The sequence below is a fragment of the Microbacterium sp. CBA3102 genome (assembly GCF_007954505.1).
Taxonomy (GTDB): Bacteria; Actinomycetota; Actinomycetes; order Actinomycetales; family Microbacteriaceae; genus Microbacterium; species Microbacterium aurugineum.
On record NZ_CP042412.1, the window covers coordinates 1,252,546 to 1,272,236 of the forward strand.

Consider the following 19,691-nt stretch of genomic DNA (forward strand, 5'->3'; position numbering starts at 1 on the left):
CTGGTGGGTGGGCGCAGATTGATCGCACCAACCGCCAGGTCTCGGCCCATTTCGCCTTGCTGCATCAGCCGCGCCATGTCCTCCTGTCGGGGTCGCCCGAGGGTGAGGCGGTACAGGGCTAGGGCGTCGAGCAACCGCTCGTACTTCTCGTCATCCCTGCTCAACGTGAACGAGGCAATTCGCCGCTGGATTCGGGCGTCCCCCTCGTGCACCCACCATGGCGCGAACTGGCCCAATCGCTTAGTTTCGGGCGACGCGAGAGCTGCAACGAATGCACGTCGAGCCATGTGATCGCGGACGCCATCAGGTCGCCGCCTGTCTCTTGGCCTCATGAGTTTCCCGCACGCGGGTTCTGATCTCCTGCGCGTCCTGATCGGCCACGCGCATCAGCTCCAGCAGGTGCTTGTGGTGCGCCCAGTGCTGCTGCCACAGGTCGGGCCCGACCGCCGCTTCAAAGTCGACACGAGTCGGGGATGCCTGGCGCTCGTACTCCTGTAGGCGAGCGATGCGATCTTCGATGTCAGGAACACCGCGAGATTTCGGAGAGAGCGGGGCCGAGCTGCACATCCAGGTCAGCCAGTCCTTGTTGCCCTTGCTCTGGTTGCACTTGCCGCAGGCGGGTACGAGGTTGTGTATCTCGGAGATGTATCCCGTCGGTCGCTGGTTGCTCACCAGAGGACGAAGGTGGTCCCATTCCGTGCTGGTGTCGCCGCAGTAGCTACAGCTCACACGATCGAGCATGCCGAGAATCTCGAGGGCTGCCCGGACCTCTGCCTCGGTCGGTACGACCACGGGGATGATGCCGTTCACGAACGAGTTCGTGATGCTCGAACTCCGACCCATGATCCGCACGGGCTTCGGCATCGCGAACAAGCTGAGGTAGATCGGGGACTTCATGTCTCGATCATGGCGGAATCCGCGGCGAGAGCGTCAGAACAAGCGCCGACGGTCGCCGATACAGTGGCACCATGACCTCGATTCCCGTGCCCTCCTCCGGTTTCGCGACCATCGACTTTGAGACCACGGGTTTCTACGCCGAGGGGACCGATCGGGCGATCGAGATTTCCGTGGTCCACTCCGAGCCTGATGGCACGATAACCGGCCAGTGGGAGACGCTCATCAACCCGGGTAGGGATCTCGGGCGTCAGGACATCCACGGCATCAGCGCTCGGGAGATCTTGCGAGCGTCGCAGTTCCCGGGCGTCACTGGCGACCTTGTGGATCTGCTCTCGCAGCGCGTGGTCGTGGCGCACAACGCATCCTTCGACATGAGATTCCTCGAAGCGGAGCTCGGTCGCGCGGCCTATTGGGCAGGCGTGCCGTTCGTTAGCCTCTGCACGATGCGACTGGCGCGCACCCACCTCGGCGGAAGCAGCACGCTCGCCGATTGCTGTGCTGCCTTCGACATCGACCTCAGCGGGGCACACCGTGCAGCGGTTGATGCGCGCGCGACGGCGGAACTCCTTGGCGCTTTCGTGGCGAGTACGGGACAGTCCACTTGGCGTGATTTGCTCGGCCGGGCTGAGCGCCTCGCTCCGTACGCGGGGGAGCGCGGCGAGTGGCTCGCTCGTTCGAGCGTCGAAGAGTATTCGCCAAGCTTCCTGGAGAGAATTGTTGACCGCGTTCCGGACGTCAGCGACTCCGATGAGCAGGCGGAGTATGTCGCTCTCGTCGAGCGGTGCCTCCTCGACCGCTATCTGTCGGAGCATGAGAATGACGCTCTCGTCGCATTCGCGGAGCGAGCCGGTCTGCCACGCTCAACGGTCGAGCGGCTGCATCGCGACTACCTCGCCGCGTTGGTCAAGATCGCCTGGGCAGATGGCGTCGTCACCGAGGACGAGCGTGCCGATCTGATCTCCGTTGCGGAGCTTCTCGAAGTCCCCGTCGAGATCGTGCTGGATGCCGTGGCTCAGCCCGTTGAGATCGTGGAGCCTCCGTCGATGTCTGCTTTCGCGCTGAGCCCTGGAGACATCGTCGTTCTCACGGGAGAGATGACGCGAGCACGCTCCGAGTGGGAGCAACGTCTCCGCGAACACGGGATCATCGTGAAGCCCGCCGTGACCAAGGCAGCGCGCCTCGTGATCGCGGCCGATCCCGACTCCCTCTCCGGCAAGGCCCGAAAAGCTCGCGACTACGGCATCCCCATCGTCGGCGAGTCTTGGCTCGCCGAACGCTACGCCTGATCTACCCAGGTAGATCAGGTCACTGACGATGCTTCAGATCCGGGCAGTGCTTCGCGACCCTCGCGCGAGTGGGCTCGGCGATCTCTTCAACCAGCTAGCTCCTGTCGGCTTTCACGACGTGAGGATTCCTGTCCTTCGTCTCCATGGATTAGCTCCCGCGCAGCCCATTCACCACATAGCCGGTCGGATCCCGATCGAGTCGCCCTGATTCGAGTCCGTAGGCAAGCCCAGCTTCGAGGCGTTCTCTGATCGCGGCGGTGAGTCGCTTGCCACCGAACATGCCTAACGCGTCGCGCTTGATTTCCTCGTCGGTCATGCCGCCGGAAAGGTCGGCGCTGACACGCATCGCGTTCGCGATCTCGACCAGGGAAACATGCTCGACATCGCGGGAGGCGCCCGCTTCAACACACTTGACACCCAACCACGTGTCGGGCTCGATTCGTTCTGGCCAGAGGAAGGTGCGTTCTCCGTTGGCCCGGCTCAGCTCGCTCGGTACACAGCGGAGGATGGCGGCCGCACGCACCTGCGCGACTCGGTCGAGCCCGAAGGCGGAAGCGACGAGCTTCACGACACGCGCGCGGTGGACCGGGCCTTCTGACCGGACCACTTCCCGGATCGCGTCACGCACCTGGGTGGCGCTTCGACCGCTCGGGAGCGAGTCGAGGACAGCCACCGTTCCCAGTCGAACAGGAATCCATGGGGAGAAGTCTGCGACGTCAGGGTGTCTACGAGGCGTGAAAGGCGCGGGCTCTGTGGGAGTGATCGGCGCTGCGCGGATCAGCCCCGTCGCGCGGTCGAGCTCGACCCGTGCGCTGCTGATGTCTTCCTTGGCCGCGATGGCCACACAAGACTCAGTGATCGAAGGCTCGGGCCCGTCCCCAGATATATCCGCGGCAACGGTCGCTTCAGATGCGTGCTCGCGTGCCGTCGCGAGGAAGTCCTTCGCATCTTCGACAGCCTCCGCCAGACGCTTCAGGGAACCCTCGTGATCGTGCAGCCACTCCGGGAGCCATACTCGCACGACGCTTGGCCAGCGCATCAGCCCCTTCAAGACATCTACCGGAAGCCCGTCGCGGTCGGCAACGGTCTGTCGTGCTCGCCAGTTCTCGCCGTCGAGGAGCACCGCGACGAGCGGCTGATCGGGCGCATCAGCATCGGCGATGCTGATGTCGACTCGAAACTCGGAGAGTCCGACATCGGTGAGCACCGCGTATCCAGCGGAGCGGAGCTCGGCGGCGATTTCATCGCGGTGTCGATCGATACGAGGCATCCGACGCGCTTCATCAGTGACCGCTTCGACACCGCGCGCGGCGAGCTCGAGGTAGGCCTTGAGGTGCTTGATACCGACCGACCCGGTCTGTTCCGCCCGAAGTTGGTCGGGGTCGAAGCTTGCGAACAGCACCACCTGACGGCGGGCGCGAGTGATCGCCACGTTGAGTCGACGTTCTCCACCGGCGCGTGACAACGGCCCGAAATTCAGGGGGAGCACCCCTCGATCGTTCACGCTGAACGCGACCGAGAACAGGATGGTGTCCCGCTCGTCGCCCTGCACGTTCTCGAGGTTCTTCACGAAAACGCCGTCGCGGGCATCCAGAGCGGCGAGGATGCGGTCATCTCCGGTGTCGCGCAGCATGTTGTCGACAAGGTCGCGCTGCTGAGCGTTGAAGGTGATGATGCCGAGCGACGGAATCTCGTCAGGTGACGCGGTGAATCGGCGACGCACCTCATCGACGATCGCCTCTGCCTCGACTCGGTTCGTGCGAAGCGCCTTCCCTCGCCCGGACCGTTCGAAGTGCCCGTGCACGCGCGCGAAGGCGATGCCGTGCCCGTCGATGCCGTCGTCTGCGGCAGTCGACATTGGAGCCGGGAATGACGAGAGCCGGTTCTCGTAGTAGTGGTGGTTGCTGAACGCGATCAGTGATTCGTCTTGGCTGCGGTAGTGCCAGGACAGCCACTTCCGGGGGACCTGGGCTTGGACGCTTTCCGAGAGAATGGACTCCTCGTCGACGACAGTCTCCGGCGTGTAGTCCGTGTCATCGTCGATCGAGGTGCCGGCGTCCGCGAACGACGTCGGCGGCATCTGCTTGCTATCGCCGACCACGACGACGGCGCGGCCTCGTCCCATCGCTCCGACGGCGTCGGCCACGCGAATCTGGGACGCCTCGTCGAACACCACGATGTCGAACAGGTCGGCTTGCGCGGGGAAGAATCGAGCGACCGACTCGGGGCTCATCAGCGTGCAAGGCATGACCTCGACGATGAGATCACCGAAGTTCTCGAGCATCGTGCGCACCGACATGCCGCCTCGCTGCCGGTCGAGTTGGCGCCGGAGGGCTCCCATCTTTCCGCCTGCCGCAGATGAGACTCGCCTGTCAGCCAACAGTTCAGCCGGGATGGATCGGGGGAGCTCGGAGCGTACCGCGTGCGTCGCGTTCGTAAACCTGCTGATGGTGCGGTTGTGTGCTTGGAGATCGAATCCGGTGAGCGCAGTCGCGTCCTGCCGTTCGAGCATCGAGGCCTTTGCGACGCCCTTGTCGAATGCGATCGCCGCGTACTCGGCCGGCACCTCACCGATCAAGAGCGCGCGCCGCGCAGATTCGAGGCCCGCCGCCCGGAGCGGTTCGAGTGCTCTGGTGAAGTCGAGCCAACGCGCGAGTCCGATGTGCCCGGTCTCCGTGATGCGACGTTCCCCACGGGTAGTCCACCACTTCGTGAGGAAGTCCGAATCACCGACCCAGTCGAGTGCGGCCTCGGAATCGGTTCGGGCGGCCGCTTGCAACTCTCGCCAGGCGGACTGGAAGCGGTCCAGCTCTCCAGCGGATGCCCCGACCGGTGTGCTCGCGAAGTACGCGCGTAAGGCGCCGACGAACGGATCTTCGCTGTTCCCGAGAGCCGTACAGAGCCACGTGGTCCAGTTGAGCCGGGACAAGACGCCCTCGGCGTCGGCCGGAATGAGCGGGTTGAATGAGGCATCCACGAGTGGGATCGGGACTTTGCCGAGTCGTTCGCGGAGCGTGTCAACCGCGGTCGCCGTCGTATCCATTTCGCCGGTCAACGACGACAGATCCTTCAATCGGATGGTCTTCGGCTCGACCGTGAGTTCGTCGGTGAAGCGGGCCAGAACTTCACGTCTGCGCTTCTTGCGCCCGAAGAAACCCGAAGCATCAGCAGCGACGGCGTCGCGGTGAATTCCGTGGATGTCACGGGCAAGAACACTCGCTCCAACCCGTGCGAGCCATGCCGGCTTCGGGAAGTTCGACACTTCAGCGCGAAGGCTCACCAGGAATGCGGTCCACGCCGGGTCTGAGAGGGCGTCGATCGTTGCGAGCGGGTGGCGTGGCGCGCGACTCACTTCGGTCCACGTCGTGATGCCTGCGGGCGAGCCTTCGAGGGCGAGTTGGTTGAGCGGAATCCCACTCTCGACCACAGCAGCGAGGGCTGAATCGAACGCTGCTGCCACGGCATGCAGCTGGGAGCTCTCGACACGAGTGCCTGGGCGTTCATCAACGAAGCCCCACGGGTGGTTCAGGCTCGGCCGGGCTAAGTCCGCGGTTTCGGGGAGCTGACGAAGTGTTTGGCGGAGCGAGTCGAGGGTCGGCGTATCGGCATTCGCGACCAGCGACGACGGAATCGTGAGCGTGGGTGCGTCTGGGTCTAAGGCCAAGTCGGTCGTTCGGGCGGAGTAGAGCGAGAGGCCCGCGGCGTTCGGCTCGTGCAACCGATCTGCGTACCTAGCGAGTGAACGCCTGCTCGACTGGGCGGCTTCGCTGTCGGCGTGAAGCTTCGTGCTGTCGGCCCGAACGTTGAGGTCGAGCGCGCGTTTGATCTGAGCTCGCACTGCGGCAGGGCGTGCCGACTTATCGTGCAGATCCAACGAGAGATCGCCGAGGCCGACGGATTCGAGTCGGGTCTTCACCACGTCGAGCGCCGCTCGCTTCTCGGCGACGAACAGCACTCGCTTTCCAGCCGCCACGGAGCGCGCGAGCAGATTGGTGATCGTCTGCGATTTACCCGTGCCTGGAGGGCCCTCAAGGACGAAGGTTCGACCGGCGACCGCTTCGGCAACTGCATCGAGCTGGGAGGCGTCGGCGGCCACGGGCACGGATTCGCCGAGCTCGTCGAGGTCCACTCCGGCGGCAGGCGCGATCGGGTCGGAGAAGGGCTCGAGCGGAGTCTGGATGAGGTGCGAAACTAGCGAGTTCTTGGCGAGTACTTCCCAGTTCTCGTCGAGATCTTTCCAGAGACGGAACTTCGCGAACTGCAGGATCGAGAGATCGACAGACTCCTCGACCCGGAAGGGCAGACCGGCCGCCGCGATCGCAGTGCGCGCAGCGTGGAACGCGGCGGGGAGATCGATGCCCGAGTCATCCTCGACTGGGTTCGCAAGCCCGGCAATCTCCAGTCCGAACGAGAGCCGAAGCTTTTCGAGAAGGCAGTAGTTCGGGGTAGAGGTGCCGGCCTCGTCGAGGACGAGGCGGTACTCCTGGCCACGGTTCGCCGTGGTCAGGTTCACCGGCACCAAGACAAGCGGCGACCGGAGTTCCCGATCGCTGAACTTCCAATGCAGCATCCCGAAGGCGAGGTAGAGGTTGTTCGCGCCGCTCTCTTCAACGACGGTCTTGGCCTTGTATGCGAGGTAGCGAAGCTTGCTCGTGTAGCTGGCGCCTGTGATGTCGATGTACGCGCGGCGCTTCGTGGTGAGTGCTTCCTCGCGATTCGATTCAGGGAGGTCCTTCGCCCAACGAACGCCGCGCACCTTATCGACGGTCGGAATGTCGTCGGACGCGTTGAGGGCAACTGCCTGGCCAGCGTTGATCGTGTCTTCGAGTCGAGCGACCGACGAGGGTGGAACCTCGAGGCGATAACCGGCACGGTCGGTGTAATTGATTAACTTGTTCCGAAGGCTGAGGTCGAGCAGCGCGTTCTTCCACAACTGCACGCGACGTGGAACCGTCGACCCGCCAGGAGTGGAGCCCGCGGCCCCACTCGGCGCAAAATACGGCTCGGGAGCCACCGGCTTCGGCGCCTCGTACGCGGTGATGACGACAGTTCCGTCGGTCGCGACTGCGCGACTCGGGAGCGGGAAGATCTGATGTTCGCGGGCCTCGCGCACGTCGGTGACCCCGAGCAGCTCGTTCCACTCGGCGTCGGGGCGAAGGTACCTCGCCCGGGGTGCGCGATTCGCGTCGCCGAACGAACGGGACTCAGCGCCGCCAGTGAGCATCGTTGTTTCGATGAGCCCGATATGGCCGAGGTCGACGAGATTGGCAAGCTCCATCGCGTCGGTTGTGGCGACGGTACCGAGCGAGTGGTCGGAGCGCCAGTATCCGAGGAAGATGTGCCCGTTTGCGAGCCACATGGTCGAGTTAACTCCGGCGAGCTCGAGCGCCGATGCCATCGTGATCGTGGTGTCGAGGCACGTGCCGAGACGCTCTTCGAGGACCTCGCGCGGGGTGCGAACTCGCTGGCCGCGCTGTCCCCAGGTCGCGGGCGGCTCGGCATATCGGATGTCCCGACGTCGAATCGCGTCGTAGATCGCAGCTGCGATCGCATCGACCCGATCGGGACTCTCGGACTGGTATCCGTCGATCTCGGTGTTCCCTGTTGTCACACCGAGAATGTCGCTTGCTTCGACGAGCAGGGACGGAAGTGCGGAGGAATTGGGTTGCACGTGGGCTGCCAGCAGTTCGAGGCCGAGTTGAAGCGGAGTGCCGATCCACTGATTCGCCGCGAGCACCCGGACATCCTTCGATGACAGCGCGAGCACGGTTCCTGCCGCGTCGCGAAGCGTGACGCGCAGCACGCCTTGCTGTTCCACGTCGATCTCAAGCATGCGCTGCGGGTCGAGTTGCAGTCCGATGTCGCGGATGGTCGTCGACTGTCCGACCTCCAAGTCGACAAACTGTACCTTCGGGTCGCCGAGGGAGCCGGTTGCGGAGAGTACATCGATTTCGAGGGATGCCCCGCGGTGATCTACGAGGACATCGACGATAGTGACCTCGTCGAGCACCGGAATTTGGTTCATCGCCATCGGATAGCTGAGGTACGTGATCGCGTTCGTCTCGATGCGCGCGACGGCTCGCTGAGTGATCGATCCGGGCGTCGCGACGGCACCAGCCGCATCGTTGGGAATCCGGGCGCGAGTGCCAGGGTCGAGCGGAGCAGTCGACTCGGCGGCCGGCTGACCGGAGTTGGCCATCGCGGGAGCAGGAAGTATGGGGGTCTTCAACCTCGCGACTTCGGCGGCCTCGTCGTCGGCGGCAATCAGACGAAGGAGCAGCTCCATCGAATCCATAGCGCGGTATGCCTGGGCGGCAGAGAACGATTGATTGTGTGCCCAGCCATTGCGGACCTGCCGAAGCTCGCTCGCATACAGCTTGCCCTGACGCGACAACGCACGTTCGAACGGGTAGCCGAGCTCGCCGAGATGTTCGGTCATGGCGCGCAGCATCAAGGAGAGGTCACCGCGCGAGTACTGGGTGACGTTGCGACCACCGCGACGGTCCTTCTGCTGAAGGATCGTGGTCCAATCGCTGATGTCAGGTGCGGCCTCGGCGAGCACGCGGTCTACGAACGGGCGCAAGCCGTCGATCAGTACTCCGAGCGCATCGCCGACGTCGGAATGATGGTTGCTGTCTTGCACGGGTCTCCTCCTGCTGGACCTTTCGATGCCGAGTCGATCGACGATAGGGGTGACCGACGACATCGCAGGGAGTAAGGCGAGGGTATCGGACGGCTCTCCGTCGACGGAACATGCGCGAACGGCGTCTCATACCCAGTTCCTAGCTCAAGACCGCGGCGAGCTCCGGTCCCTCGCCCTCGCACAGTCGCGCCATTGCGCGAGCCACGGCTTCGGCGCGCAACTCGATGAAGCTCGCGAAGTCCGGCCCGACCTGCGCCAGAAGTTCGGCGCCGACCACCGCGTCCGGATATGGCCCTGCATCTCGAAGAGCCGTGACGGGGATCACGTGACTCCGCAGCCGAGCCTCAACGGACTCCACGCTCGGAGCAGCCTCGGCGCGCGCTGCCAGGTAGGCGATCGGGTCGAGTCGACCGATCGTGCGATTCGTCCGCCACGTGATGAGGGCGCAGTTCAGTGCCAGGTTCGGATCGATTCCGGCGTCGCTGAGCAGCTTCGCCGGGAAGAGGTGGTGGTATTCGCGCTTTCGGACGTTGGAGGCGCTGAGTGGCGAGTCATCGGCGAAATCACGCGCACCGAAGTAGTTGGTCGCGGCGAGTATCGCGCGTGCGAGGCTGCTCCGCCCACTCGGCCACCCTGCGGCCTGGAGCGCCCGAGTACTGGGAAGCGGGTACACCTCGCGGTTGAGGACGGGCACGGTCGAGTCGAGCAACGCGAGCGCACCGGGTGTCGGCGCAGACGCGAAGGTGAGGAGCGGCTTGGCGTCTGCATGCGCACGAGTCGCCGCCGCGCCGTCGTAGCGTCCGGTGAAGAACGCGGTCCACAGGTACTTTCGGCCGACATGTTCGACCAGCCCTCGGGCGTCGCCGAGCTTAGGGGCACGAACGAACATCGCGGCCACGACAGGCACTGCTACGGCAGTGGGCAGTCGCTCGGCATCCCAGATTCGCATCTGCCCGAGAAGCTCGATCGCGTCGAGGAGGCCTTGTAGCGTGAGGTCCCATTCCTTGACGAGTCGATCGGCATCGAGGCTGAAGAAGCCAGACTTGTTCGGCGAGAGATCCTGGTGCAGCGCGATCGTCTGAAGGAGGAGATCGGACACGGAACCGAAAGGGCCGACGTGCGGATGCTGCGCGACGAACGTGTCGATCATCTCCTGCAGCCGAGCTCCCGTCGCGTTCTCCACCTCTGCGACGACGATGTCGAACGGGCGAAGCGGCTTTGCATTGGTGTTCATGTTGATGAACACCTCGAGAGCGACCGACTTTGGTGTGCTGGCGGGAAGATTCAAGTACGGGAGCCGATAGTGCTTGACCGTCTCACGGAGTGGAGAGACGACGTCGTCCTTGAGGAACCGTCGCCGCGCGTCGTAGGCCTCCATGGCGGCGAAGATCTGCGTCGCATCGGAATCGGCGTGGAGCGTTGGCTTGAGGTGCGAAGTCGCCTTCTCGATCCACGCTCCTACCTCATCGTCCGACGCGGGGTCCAGAAGGTGCACGGGAACCAGACCTCGCTGTGCGCATTGAGCGGGGTCTTCGGTCCAGCGTGGCATCAACTGCCCGTTCTTGTTCTTCCACGTCGTGTACGACCAGACGTCGACGCCGTCACCATCGTTCTGCGGGTCCTCGTCGAGCAGGGGGTGATGGACGAAGAACTTGCGATCCTCGTAGTTGCCCTTGAGTGAGCGCCAAAGCGCGGTGAGTCGTTGCTGCCCGTCGAGAAGGTGCTCCGTGACCTTCGCATGCGTCTGCGGAGCGGTTACCAGCGGCCGCGAATGGAACTGCTCTTCCTCGCCGACGTCGAGGACAAGAGTGATTCCCAGCGGAAGATCACGGATGATCGTGCGCAGCATTGACTCGATTCGGCGTCGGTCCCAGGCCTCACCGCGCTGAAAACTTGGAAGGTGAAGCTTGCCGGCCGCGATATCGGAGAGCCACTGGTGGACGGGCCGATCAAGGGCTTTGCTCCCGGTGCTCATGACTCGCCCACCTCGCTCTTCGGGTTGCGGCGTCTGAATGTGCGTCCGGCGAAGTCGGCGAACGATCCCGCGATCTCCTTGGCCTTGTCCACGCCCTCAGCGCCGATGCGTGTGGCGGCCTCGACGCCTTCTGTGCCGAGGCGGCGCGCCGTGTCTACGCCGTCGCTGCCGGCTCGGAGCAAGTCATCGCGGGTGTCCGCAACTGCGGCCGACCAACGCCGGGACTCAAGCTCGTCTGGGGCCGCTTCGACGCCGAGGTGATCGTGGAAAGTTCCGACAGAGTCATTGACTGCGTTCCTCGACCGAACAATCGCCGGAGACTCGATGGGATTGAAGAGCACCTTCGAGTTCGCAAGCGACGCTGCCACGTCCATGCGATTGAGGAGCTGCCGCGTGGCTTGTGTGATCACCTCCGCGCGGTTGGCGCGAGCCGTTCGGAGCGCGATTCGGTGACGGTCGAGTTCCTCGGGAGATGTCTGGAGGACGCGGTCGAGTTCGATGACCCCTGTCGCCTCCTGCAGGTAGAAGCAGTGTGCGAGCACAGCGAGCCAATCCTGCACGTGACGGTCGACGTTCTTCGACAGGTCGGCGAGTTCATTGACGGACTTGCTTTCTAGCTTTTCCGCAAGGGCATCGATCTGGCGCAAGGCGTATGCCTGGGTGCGAGCGATCGTCATCGCCGATCCCTGCACCTTTGACCAAGTCACGTCTGAAACGCCACCGACTTCCTTTCGGATGGTCAGCGCCTCTTCGAGCATCATGTCCACGCCGATCATGTCCGCGAGCACAGCATCTTTCTGCGCTCGGAGCACGTCATCGACCTTCTCGTCTATGACGGCGAGGTAGTCGGTGATCTCTTCCATGGTCTGCTGCATCGCAACCTGGGCCATGATTCCCGCGACGCCCGCGAGCATGGCTGGGTTCGTCAGCATCGATCCCGGCGTCTTGAGGAACTGCAGATTCTTCGCGAACTGCCCATTGGGAGCCCGGAGAGTCGCATGGAGATTACCGCTTGACGAGTTCGTCACTTTGGGCAGTTTTTGCGCGGCAGCCCACGACTCCTCAGTCAGCTTCATCCAGCGCCCGGAGTTCGCTGTGATCTCGGAGCCTGCCTTGAGAGCAGCGGCGCCACCTCCGAAGGCGCTCCCAAGCCGCGGAAGTTCAAGATCGCGAGACTCGAGGCGATTGGATGTCAAGAACTGTTCCACGCTGGACGCTGGGCCGATCAGCGCGAGCCCATCCCCGTCGGTGATCAGCTCGATCTCGGAGAGATCTACGTCGTCCATACGTGATGCCCTTTCGTGCGAAACCCCATGCGCGCCTATGAAGATCATGGCGTATGCGCACGACAACGCGACACTGCGCACCTCCCGCCCCCCTTCCCTCACCGCCCGTTCCTCCGACATGATGAAGAGGACCGACCTCGAAGGAGTCCGCCGTGTCACTCACATCACCCCAGGCGCCGCAGCCCGACACCACTGCCGCCGGGCTCCCCGGAGCTGTGGTGATCATAGGCATCCGACGGCTCCTCATCTGGGCCCTCGTCGCGGGAGTCCTCTACTCCGTCTTCATGAGCGGCAGCAAGGGATTCTGCCCGGGAGGAATCGATGCCGATGGCGGGTTCATCGACGCGGAGGGCCGGTCGGTCGAGCAGGCTCCGATGTGCGTGTCGTTGGCACTCCGTCCCAGCGTGTTCGTCTATGTCGGCATCGCGCTGATCGTCCTGATCGCGATTGGGCGCGTCACCAAGGCATCGGATGAGCGCCCCGCCCTGCGGACACTGGAACGCGCGATCCGAGGAGCCGGTCTGCTCGTCGCCGTGGCACTCGTGGTTTCGCACGTGTGGTTCCAGCTGATTCCGCTCGAGCAGTTCTCGTCCGGCTCCTGGTCCGTCTTCAGCCCCTTCCCACTCGGGGTCATCGACGTCGTGACTGAGCCGATGACGGGACCCTGACGGCCGGACGGCGCGCGGCCTACCGCCCCGCCCGTACCCGCAGTCCGAACGCGATCCCCGCGAGCGCGATCACCACGATCCCGTACCCGACGCACACCGCTTCGAGCCCGAACACCCCGACCAGCGCACCGGCGATCACAGCCGGCACTCCGAAGGCCAGATACGCCAGCACATACAGGACGGCGAAGGTGTCGGCCCGCTGCGTCGCCGGGATCTGCGGAGCCAACGACGCGACGACTCCTGAGAACGCGGTTCCGAAGCCCATGCCGGTGACCGCCGCCGCGACGAGGTAGAACGGCAGCGCCCCCACGCCCAACGCGATCAGCGACAGCAGCGTCCCGACCCCGAGCGCCGACGTGCCGAACAGCACCATCGATCGCGCGGAGATCCGCCGCAGCACGAAGGCCGTCACCGCACCGACACCGGCGAGCAGCACGACGCCGAGCCCCTGCCACACGTGCGCCTCCCCGCCGAGCTCGCCCCGCACGATGTTCGCGCCGAGCGACAGGAAGAGTCCACCCGTCGCCCACCCCGCGATCACCGCCGGAGCCCCACGCCAGAAGTCGGCCCGAATCGCCGGAGGGATCGACAGCCGGAAGCTCAGCGACGCCCACACTCCGGGCGTGCGCGGCGCGGTCTCCGGCACCAGCAGGAAGAGCACCGCCAGCACGAGGTAGATCGAGCTCAAGGGCGCGAACACGTCGAGCAGGGCCTCGCCGCTCACGTCGAGCATCACCCCGGACGCGAGCGCCCCGAGCGCGAGTCCGATCCCGGGGCTCAGCGCGTTCCACAGCGCCGCGACCCCGGCACGCCCGCCCGGTGCGAAGTCGAGCACCGTCGCCGACAGAGCCGAGATCAGCAGACCACTCGCCACGCCCTGCAGGATGCGCGCGAGGAACAGCACTGCGACGGCATCCGCGTGCCAGAAGAGGAACATGCTCCCGGCCAGCAGCAGGAACCCGGCGATCGCGACCGGACGACGACCCACGTGATCCGAGACCGAACCGGCGGTGAGGAGTGTGAGCAGCAGTGCCACCGCGTACACCGCGAACACGGCGCTGATCACCACAGCCGGGAACCCGATGTCCTGCGCGAGCACCGGATAGAACGGCGACGGCGCACTCGCCCCGACCATCATCAGGATCTGCGCCACGATCGCCAGCACGAATCCGAACCGCGCCCGGGGGACCGCGCCGGGCGAGGTGTTGCCCGCCATCGACGGACGGATGATCGGCGCGGTGCTGGTCATGGCGACTCCTCATAAGGTTCGAGAATCATCGAACTATCGGAGCGTACTCGCCATCCTGCGATTGTTCAACTATTCTCGAACCATGCCTGGCGATCTCCCTCACCCGGAACGCTCCGAGATCCAGCTCACGGACGTGCTCTTCGCGCTCAGCGACCCCGAGCGCCTCGCCATCGCGCGCCAGCTCGCCGACGGACCGCTCGACATGGCAGCCTGTCACGCCACCGATCCGAACCTCCCGAAGTCGACAAAGTCGCACTTCATGAAGGTGCTGCGCGAAGCCGGAGTCATCCGCAACGAGCCCCACGGACGCCGGCGGATGCTGACGCTCCGACGCGACGACCTCGACGCGCTCTTCCCGGGGCTGTTGGATTCGGTGCTGCGCACTCCGTGACCGCCCGCCGCCCGTCGAGCCGGGATTCCTTGCCCGCCCGTGAGAGTGAGTGTATAGTCACTCATATGTCCAGCACTCGCAGTTCCATCCTCTCGACAGCCGACGCCCGTCGGCCCCTCGTGGCTGCGGCAGCGCTGGCGGCGTTCGCACGCGGTGGCTATCACGGCACGACCGTCGCCGACGTGGCGCGCGAGGCCAAGATCTCGCCGGCCTACGTCTTCAAGCTGTACTCCGGCAAGGAGGCGCTGTTCGTCGTGGCGCTCGACGCCTGCTTCGACGCGATCCTCGCCGCCCTCGAGGAAGGGGCGGATGCCGCCGCCGACACCTCGCCGGAAGGGGTGCTCGACGCGATGGGTGACGCCTACGCGCACCTCATCTCCGACCGGACGCTGTTGATGTTGCAGGTGCACGCGCAGTCGGTCGCCGAGATCCCCGCCGTGGGCGGGGCGCTGCGGGAAGGGCTCGAACGCGTCACGACGTTCGCGAAGACCCGTTCTCGGGCGAGCGACGACGATGTGCAGCGCTTCATCGCGTACGGGCAGCTCTGTCACCTGATCGTCACGACGCAGCTCGACGGGCGCCCGGGGGACTGGGTCGCCCTGCTGACCAAGGGGATCACGCACCCCGACTGATACTTCTGTCGGAGGCGGGTCTATTTCCGCGCCCTCAAGAGTGAGTGAGCAATCACTCAGCACCTACTCCGCCCACAAGAATCCAGAACGGAGCACGTCATGACCACCCTCACTTCCCTCCCGGCGGTCGCCGCACCGCGCAGCACGCGTCGCTGGCTCGCCCTCAGCGTCCTCGCCCTCGCCCAGTTCCTCGTGGTGCTCGACGCTTCGATCGTGAACATCGCCCTCCCCGTCATCGGGCGGCAGCTGGGCATGGATACCGCCACCCTCTCTTGGGTGATCACCGCCTACGTGCTCGCGTTCGGAGGACTGCTCCTCCTCGGTGGACGCCTTGCCGACCGATACGGGCACCGCCGGGTGTTCCTCCTCGGAGCGGCCGGGTTCGTGGCAGCATCCGCGCTCGCCGGGTTCTCTCTCTCGAGCGAGATGCTCCTCTCCGCCCGCGCCCTGCAGGGGGTGTCGGCCGCGCTCCTCGCCCCGGCCGCCCTCGCGCTGCTGACCCAGCTGTTCCCGGACGACGCCGAACGCACCAAGGCGCTGGGAGTGTGGGGAGCGGTCGCCGGCGCCGGATCCGCCGCAGGGGTGCTGCTCGGTGGGGTGCTCACGGCGACCCTCGGCTGGCAGTCGGTGTTCTTCGTGAACGTGCCGATCGGCGCGCTCGTGCTCCTCGCGATCCCGCTGCTCATCACCCGCGACGGCCTCCGTGTCTCCGGTCGACTGGATGCTGCCGGCGCCGTGACGGTCACTGCCGCACTGGTCTCGCTCGTCGGTGCACTGAGCGCGGTCGAGCAGGTCGGGTTCGTGCATCCGTTGCCGCTGGGACTGCTCGCCCTCGCGCTGGTGCTCGGAGGGGTCTTCGTGGCGATCGAGCGCCGCGCCGCCGCTCCTCTCGTCCCGCTCCGCGTGTTCCGGAACCGCAACCTCGCGCTCGGCAACATCGTCATGCTGCTGGGCGGGGCCACCATGGTCGCCCTCTTCTTCGCCCTCTCGGTCTACATGCAGGCCGTGCTCGGCTATGACGCGCTGACCGCAGGCCTCACGCAGCTGCCCCTCGCCGGTGTGCTCGTGCTGGTCGCCGGTGCGGTCCCCGCCGTGATCGCCCGCGTCGGCACGCGGCCGGTGCTGATCGGGGCGCTGCTCCTCCTCGCGGCAGGGCTCGTGTGGCTCTCCGCATCTCCGGCGGATGCCGCGTTCCTCACACACCTGCTCGGTCCGACTCTCCTGGTCGGCGTCGGACTCGGCGGCGCGGTCGTCGCGACCACCCAGCTCGCCGTGGACGGCGTCGAGGGCGGAGAGGCCGGGCTCGCGGGTGGACTCGTCAACACCAGTCAGCAGTTCGGTGGCGCGATCGGGCTCGCGGTGCTCGGCACGGTCGCAGGGCTCCGCACCGCGGCACTCTCGGCGGAAGGGGCCTCCCACGCCGAGGCCCTCACGGGCGGGTTCTCCTGGCTCTTCCTCGGCGCGGCAGGACTGGCGGTCGTCGGCGCGGCGATCGTCGCGGTCTGGCGCCGCGACTGAGGGTGTCGGAGCGAGCCCGTGGACGACGTCGCTGGGCACGTTCTCCACGGGCTCGTTCGCGTGGGCGGGATCGAAATGACCTTCTGAGTTCGCCGGGAGTTACGGTAATGACAAGTGGTGGCTGCCTTTTGGTTGTCGTTCTGGCCTCAGATTTGGAACGGATGCCGAGATGGGCGGATACTTCTGGCATCCCGGCCGTCGTGAATCGGCTGGGGGAATCGACATGCAGACCTCCACCGCACTCGCGCCAGGAACGACCATCGCCATCGTCGGCGCCGGTCGCGTCGGACGCGTGCTCGCCGGGGCACTGCGCGCGGCCGGGTTCGACGTCCTCGGACCCCTCCGGCGCGACCAATCGATGCCGAAAGCGGAGATCGCGCTGCTCTGCGTGCCGGACCGCGCCATCCCGGCGGTGGCGTTCGTCGCACGACCGCATGTGCGGTTCGTCGGACACGTCTCGGGTGCCACCTCGCTCGACGACGTCGACTTCCGTTTCCACCCCCTGCAGACCTTTACGGGGACCGAGCCGCCCGACGTGTTCCACGGCATCGGCGCCGCGGTCGCCGGCCGCACCGACGAAGCCCGCTCTGTCGCCGAGCAGCTGGCCCGCGTGCTCGGGACCCGTCCGTTCACGGTCGACGACGAGCACCGCGTGAGATATCACGCGTCCGCATCGTTCGCCTCGAACTTCGTGCTGGCGGTGCTCGATGCGGCCGAGCAACTCGCCGTCGCCGCCGGTATCCCCGAGGGCGAGGCTCGCGAACTCCTCACCCCGCTCGTCGGTCGCACCATCGAGAACTGGGCACGCGTCGGAGCGCAGGAAGCTCTCACCGGACCGATCGCCCGAGGGGATGAAGCCACGGTCGCGCGTCAGAGGTCAGCTGCGGAGGAACACGACCTTCAGGCACTGTTCGACGCCCTCGCCGTGGCCACCCGAACGATCGCCTCGCGGGAGGAAGGGTCGACAGGGGTGCTGCCGCGGGAGACGGTGTCGCGGGAGGGGGTGTCGCGGGAGGGGGCGGGGGAGATGGCGTCGCGGGAGATGGTGTCGCGGGAGATGGTGTCGCGGGAGGCAGGGTCGCGGGAGGAAGGGTCGCGAGGGATGCCGTCGCGAGGGGTGCCGTCGCGGGGGGCGGTGTCGCGTGAGGGGGCGCGGGAGAACCCGTTGCGAGAAGTTGCCGGCGAAGAGAAGGAGTCTTCTGTATGAGGATCCTCCGCACGATCACCGAGGTTCGGGCGGCTGTCCGCGACGCACGGCGCACAGACGCGTCGGTTGGGCTCGTCCCCACGATGGGGGCGTTCCATGACGGACACCTCTCTCTCATGCGTGCGGCCCGAGCGGCTTCTGATCTCGTCGTCGTCTCGCTCTTCGTCAACCCGACGCAGTTCGGCGCGAACGAAGACCTCAGCACCTACCCGCGTGACGAGGCGCGAGACGCCGCGCTCGCCGAAGCCGAGGGCGTGGATATCCTCTTCGCCCCGGCGGCATCCGAGATCTACCCCGACGGGTTCGCGACGAACATCCACGTCGCCGGCCTCACCGATGTTCTCGACGGTGCGAGTCGCGGCGCACATCACTTCGACGGCGTCGCCACGGTCGTCACGAAGCTGTTCGGGATCGTCCGCCCTGATGCCGCCTACTTCGGGCAGAAGGATGCGCAGCAGGTGCTGGTCGTCCGCCGCGTCGTACGCGACCTCGACCTGGACGTGCGGATCGTCGCCTGCCCGATCGTGCGCGAGGCCGACGGGCTCGCGATGAGCTCGCGCAACGTCTACCTCGATGCGGACGCCCGTGCTCAGGCGACCGCGCTCAACCGTGCCCTCGACGAAGCGACCGCGGTGTTCGACGGCGGTGCCCGTGACGCCGGCAGCATCCTGTCGACCGCTCGTCGCGTGCTGGACGAGGCCGACATCGATCCGGAGTACCTCGAGCTCCGCGATGCCGAGACTCTGCGCCCTCTCGCGCGCGTCGACCGTGACGCCCTCCTCGCCGTGGCTGCGCACGTCGGGGCTGCTCGGCTCATCGACAACCACATCCTCTCCGGGGGCGACGTCGCCGCCGGCCCCACCGCGACGGAGGTCCGCGCATGAGTGCCCAAGCTGGTTCCCACCCCCGTGTCACCCTCGCTGCCCTCGCCGCGAAGAAGGACGCGGGAGAAGCGCTCGTCATGGTCACCGCGTACGACCACCCCAGCGCGCAGATCGTGGAAGCTGCCGGGGTCGACATGGTGCTCGTGGGCGACTCGGCCGCGATGACCGTGCTCGGCTACGACAGCACGGTGCCGGTCACGGTTGACGAGATGCTCACGCTCACCAAGGCTGTTCGCCGCGGATTGACCTCCCCGCTGCTCATCGGCGACCTGCCCTTCGGGTCGTATGAAGCCTCTGACGAACTCGCCCTCGCGACGGCACAGCGCTTCATCAAGGAGGCCGGCTGCGACCTCGTGAAGATCGAGCGCGGCGGCACGACCGTCGACCGCGCTCGGGCCCTGGTGCGAGCCGGCATTCCCGTGGTCGGGCACGTCGGACTCACCCCGCAGACCGCGACGGCTCTCGGCGGCTACCGCGCGCAGGGTCGCACCGCCGAAGCCGCGCTCGCCGTGATCGATGATGCCCTCGCCCTGCAGGATGCCGGGTGCGCGATGCTCGTGGTCGAAGCAGTGCCCTCCGAAGTGACCGCAGCCCTCATGCCGCGCCTCGACATCCCGGTGATCGGTATCGGCGCCGGAGCGGGTGCCGACGGGCAGGTGCTCGTCTTCCACGACCTCCTCGGGCTCTATGACGGCGGGGCGGCAAAGTTCGTCAAGCGCTACGCCGATCTGCGCAGTGCGGCCATCGACGGCGTCGAGGCATACGCGCGGGAGGTGCGCAGCGGTGTGTATCCCTCGGCGGAGCACGGCTACACGATGGCGCGCGGTGAGGCGGCGCGCCTGGAGGAGATGCTCGCGACGCGCTGATCCAGCCGGCGCGTGGCCGATCGCCGGCCCCATCGAGAGCATCGCGGGCGTGTGACTCGCATCCGGGGTCATTGTGTGGGGTCATGTTTGCATAGTACATAGTTTCGAAGACTGGTGGCGTGTAGTCCCGCGCTTGTGGATAGCTTGCATGCATGCTTGGCGATATTCCGGCATGCAATCGAATAAAGC

Annotated in this window: 13 protein-coding genes; 8 read left to right on the forward strand and 5 right to left on the reverse strand. The window is 66.0% G+C overall.

Annotation, left to right across the window (positions count from 1 at the left end):
- Positions 1 to 303 precede the first annotated feature (303 nt).
- On the reverse strand, positions 304 to 897 hold the full coding sequence (locus FGL91_RS06035; RefSeq protein WP_153243355.1) for an HNH endonuclease: 594 nt from the start codon (positions 895 to 897) through the stop codon (positions 304 to 306).
- Between the two features lie 71 nt (positions 898 to 968).
- Between FGL91_RS06035 and FGL91_RS06040 the strand changes: the two genes are divergently transcribed.
- Entirely contained in the window at positions 969 to 2,183 is a 1,215-nt protein-coding gene (locus FGL91_RS06040; RefSeq protein ID WP_153243356.1) for an exonuclease domain-containing protein, read from the forward strand.
- A gap of 148 nt (positions 2,184 to 2,331) precedes the next feature.
- Here FGL91_RS06040 and FGL91_RS06045 read toward each other — a convergent pair whose 3' ends face one another.
- The 3 genes from FGL91_RS06045 to FGL91_RS06055 all read right to left on the reverse strand — a co-directional run bounded on the left by FGL91_RS06045 (position 2,332) and on the right by FGL91_RS06055 (position 12,087).
- Positions 2,332 to 8,826, reverse strand: a complete 6,495-nt coding sequence (locus tag FGL91_RS06045) for a DUF3320 domain-containing protein (protein ID WP_227991929.1) — start codon at positions 8,824 to 8,826, stop codon at positions 2,332 to 2,334.
- Between the two features lie 139 nt (positions 8,827 to 8,965).
- Positions 8,966 to 10,801 carry a DUF262 domain-containing protein gene (locus FGL91_RS06050; protein ID WP_153243358.1) on the reverse strand — a complete coding sequence of 612 codons (1,836 nt, stop codon included), beginning with the start codon at positions 10,799 to 10,801 and terminating at the stop codon, positions 8,966 to 8,968.
- A complete protein-coding gene (locus tag FGL91_RS06055; protein ID WP_134352729.1) occupies positions 10,798 to 12,087 on the reverse strand; it encodes a hypothetical protein in 1,290 nt (429 codons plus the stop codon). The genes FGL91_RS06050 and FGL91_RS06055 overlap by 4 nt, the downstream gene beginning before the upstream one ends.
- A gap of 152 nt (positions 12,088 to 12,239) precedes the next feature.
- Between FGL91_RS06055 and FGL91_RS06060 the strand changes: the two genes are divergently transcribed.
- A complete protein-coding gene (locus FGL91_RS06060) occupies positions 12,240 to 12,755 on the forward strand; it encodes a hypothetical protein (protein WP_227991931.1) in 516 nt (171 codons plus the stop codon).
- A 19-nt stretch (positions 12,756 to 12,774) separates the two neighbouring features.
- On the opposite strand, the gene FGL91_RS06065 is transcribed toward FGL91_RS06060, so the two are convergent.
- Entirely contained in the window at positions 12,775 to 14,004 is a 1,230-nt protein-coding gene (locus FGL91_RS06065) for an MFS transporter (RefSeq protein ID WP_153243359.1), read from the reverse strand.
- Between the two features lie 82 nt (positions 14,005 to 14,086).
- On the opposite strand from FGL91_RS06065, the gene FGL91_RS06070 reads away from it, so the two are divergent.
- From FGL91_RS06070 to panB, 6 genes are all read left to right on the forward strand, one after another.
- Complete coding sequence (locus FGL91_RS06070) at positions 14,087 to 14,395, forward strand: ArsR/SmtB family transcription factor (protein ID WP_047522783.1); 309 nt, start codon at positions 14,087 to 14,089, stop codon at positions 14,393 to 14,395.
- Positions 14,396 to 14,460: 65 nt separating this feature from the next.
- Positions 14,461 to 15,027, forward strand: coding sequence for a TetR/AcrR family transcriptional regulator (locus FGL91_RS06075; RefSeq protein WP_153243360.1), 567 nt, complete (start codon positions 14,461 to 14,463; stop codon positions 15,025 to 15,027).
- Positions 15,028 to 15,126: 99 nt separating this feature from the next.
- Complete coding sequence (locus tag FGL91_RS06080; protein ID WP_153243361.1) at positions 15,127 to 16,545, forward strand: MFS transporter; 1,419 nt, start codon at positions 15,127 to 15,129, stop codon at positions 16,543 to 16,545.
- Positions 16,546 to 16,768: 223 nt separating this feature from the next.
- A complete protein-coding gene (locus tag FGL91_RS06085) occupies positions 16,769 to 17,752 on the forward strand; it encodes a Rossmann-like and DUF2520 domain-containing protein (protein WP_153243362.1) in 984 nt (327 codons plus the stop codon).
- Positions 17,749 to 18,636 (forward strand): pantoate--beta-alanine ligase, encoded by an 888-nt coding sequence (gene panC, locus FGL91_RS06090; protein WP_153243363.1) that lies wholly within the window; start codon positions 17,749 to 17,751, stop codon positions 18,634 to 18,636. Before FGL91_RS06085 ends, panC begins: the two co-directional genes overlap by 4 nt.
- The gene (gene panB / locus FGL91_RS06095; protein ID WP_153243364.1) at positions 18,633 to 19,502 is read left to right on the forward strand and encodes a 3-methyl-2-oxobutanoate hydroxymethyltransferase; all 870 of its coding nucleotides are present in this window, start codon (positions 18,633 to 18,635) and stop codon (positions 19,500 to 19,502) included. The genes panC and panB overlap by 4 nt, the downstream gene beginning before the upstream one ends.
- Positions 19,503 to 19,691: the final 189 nt, after the last annotated feature.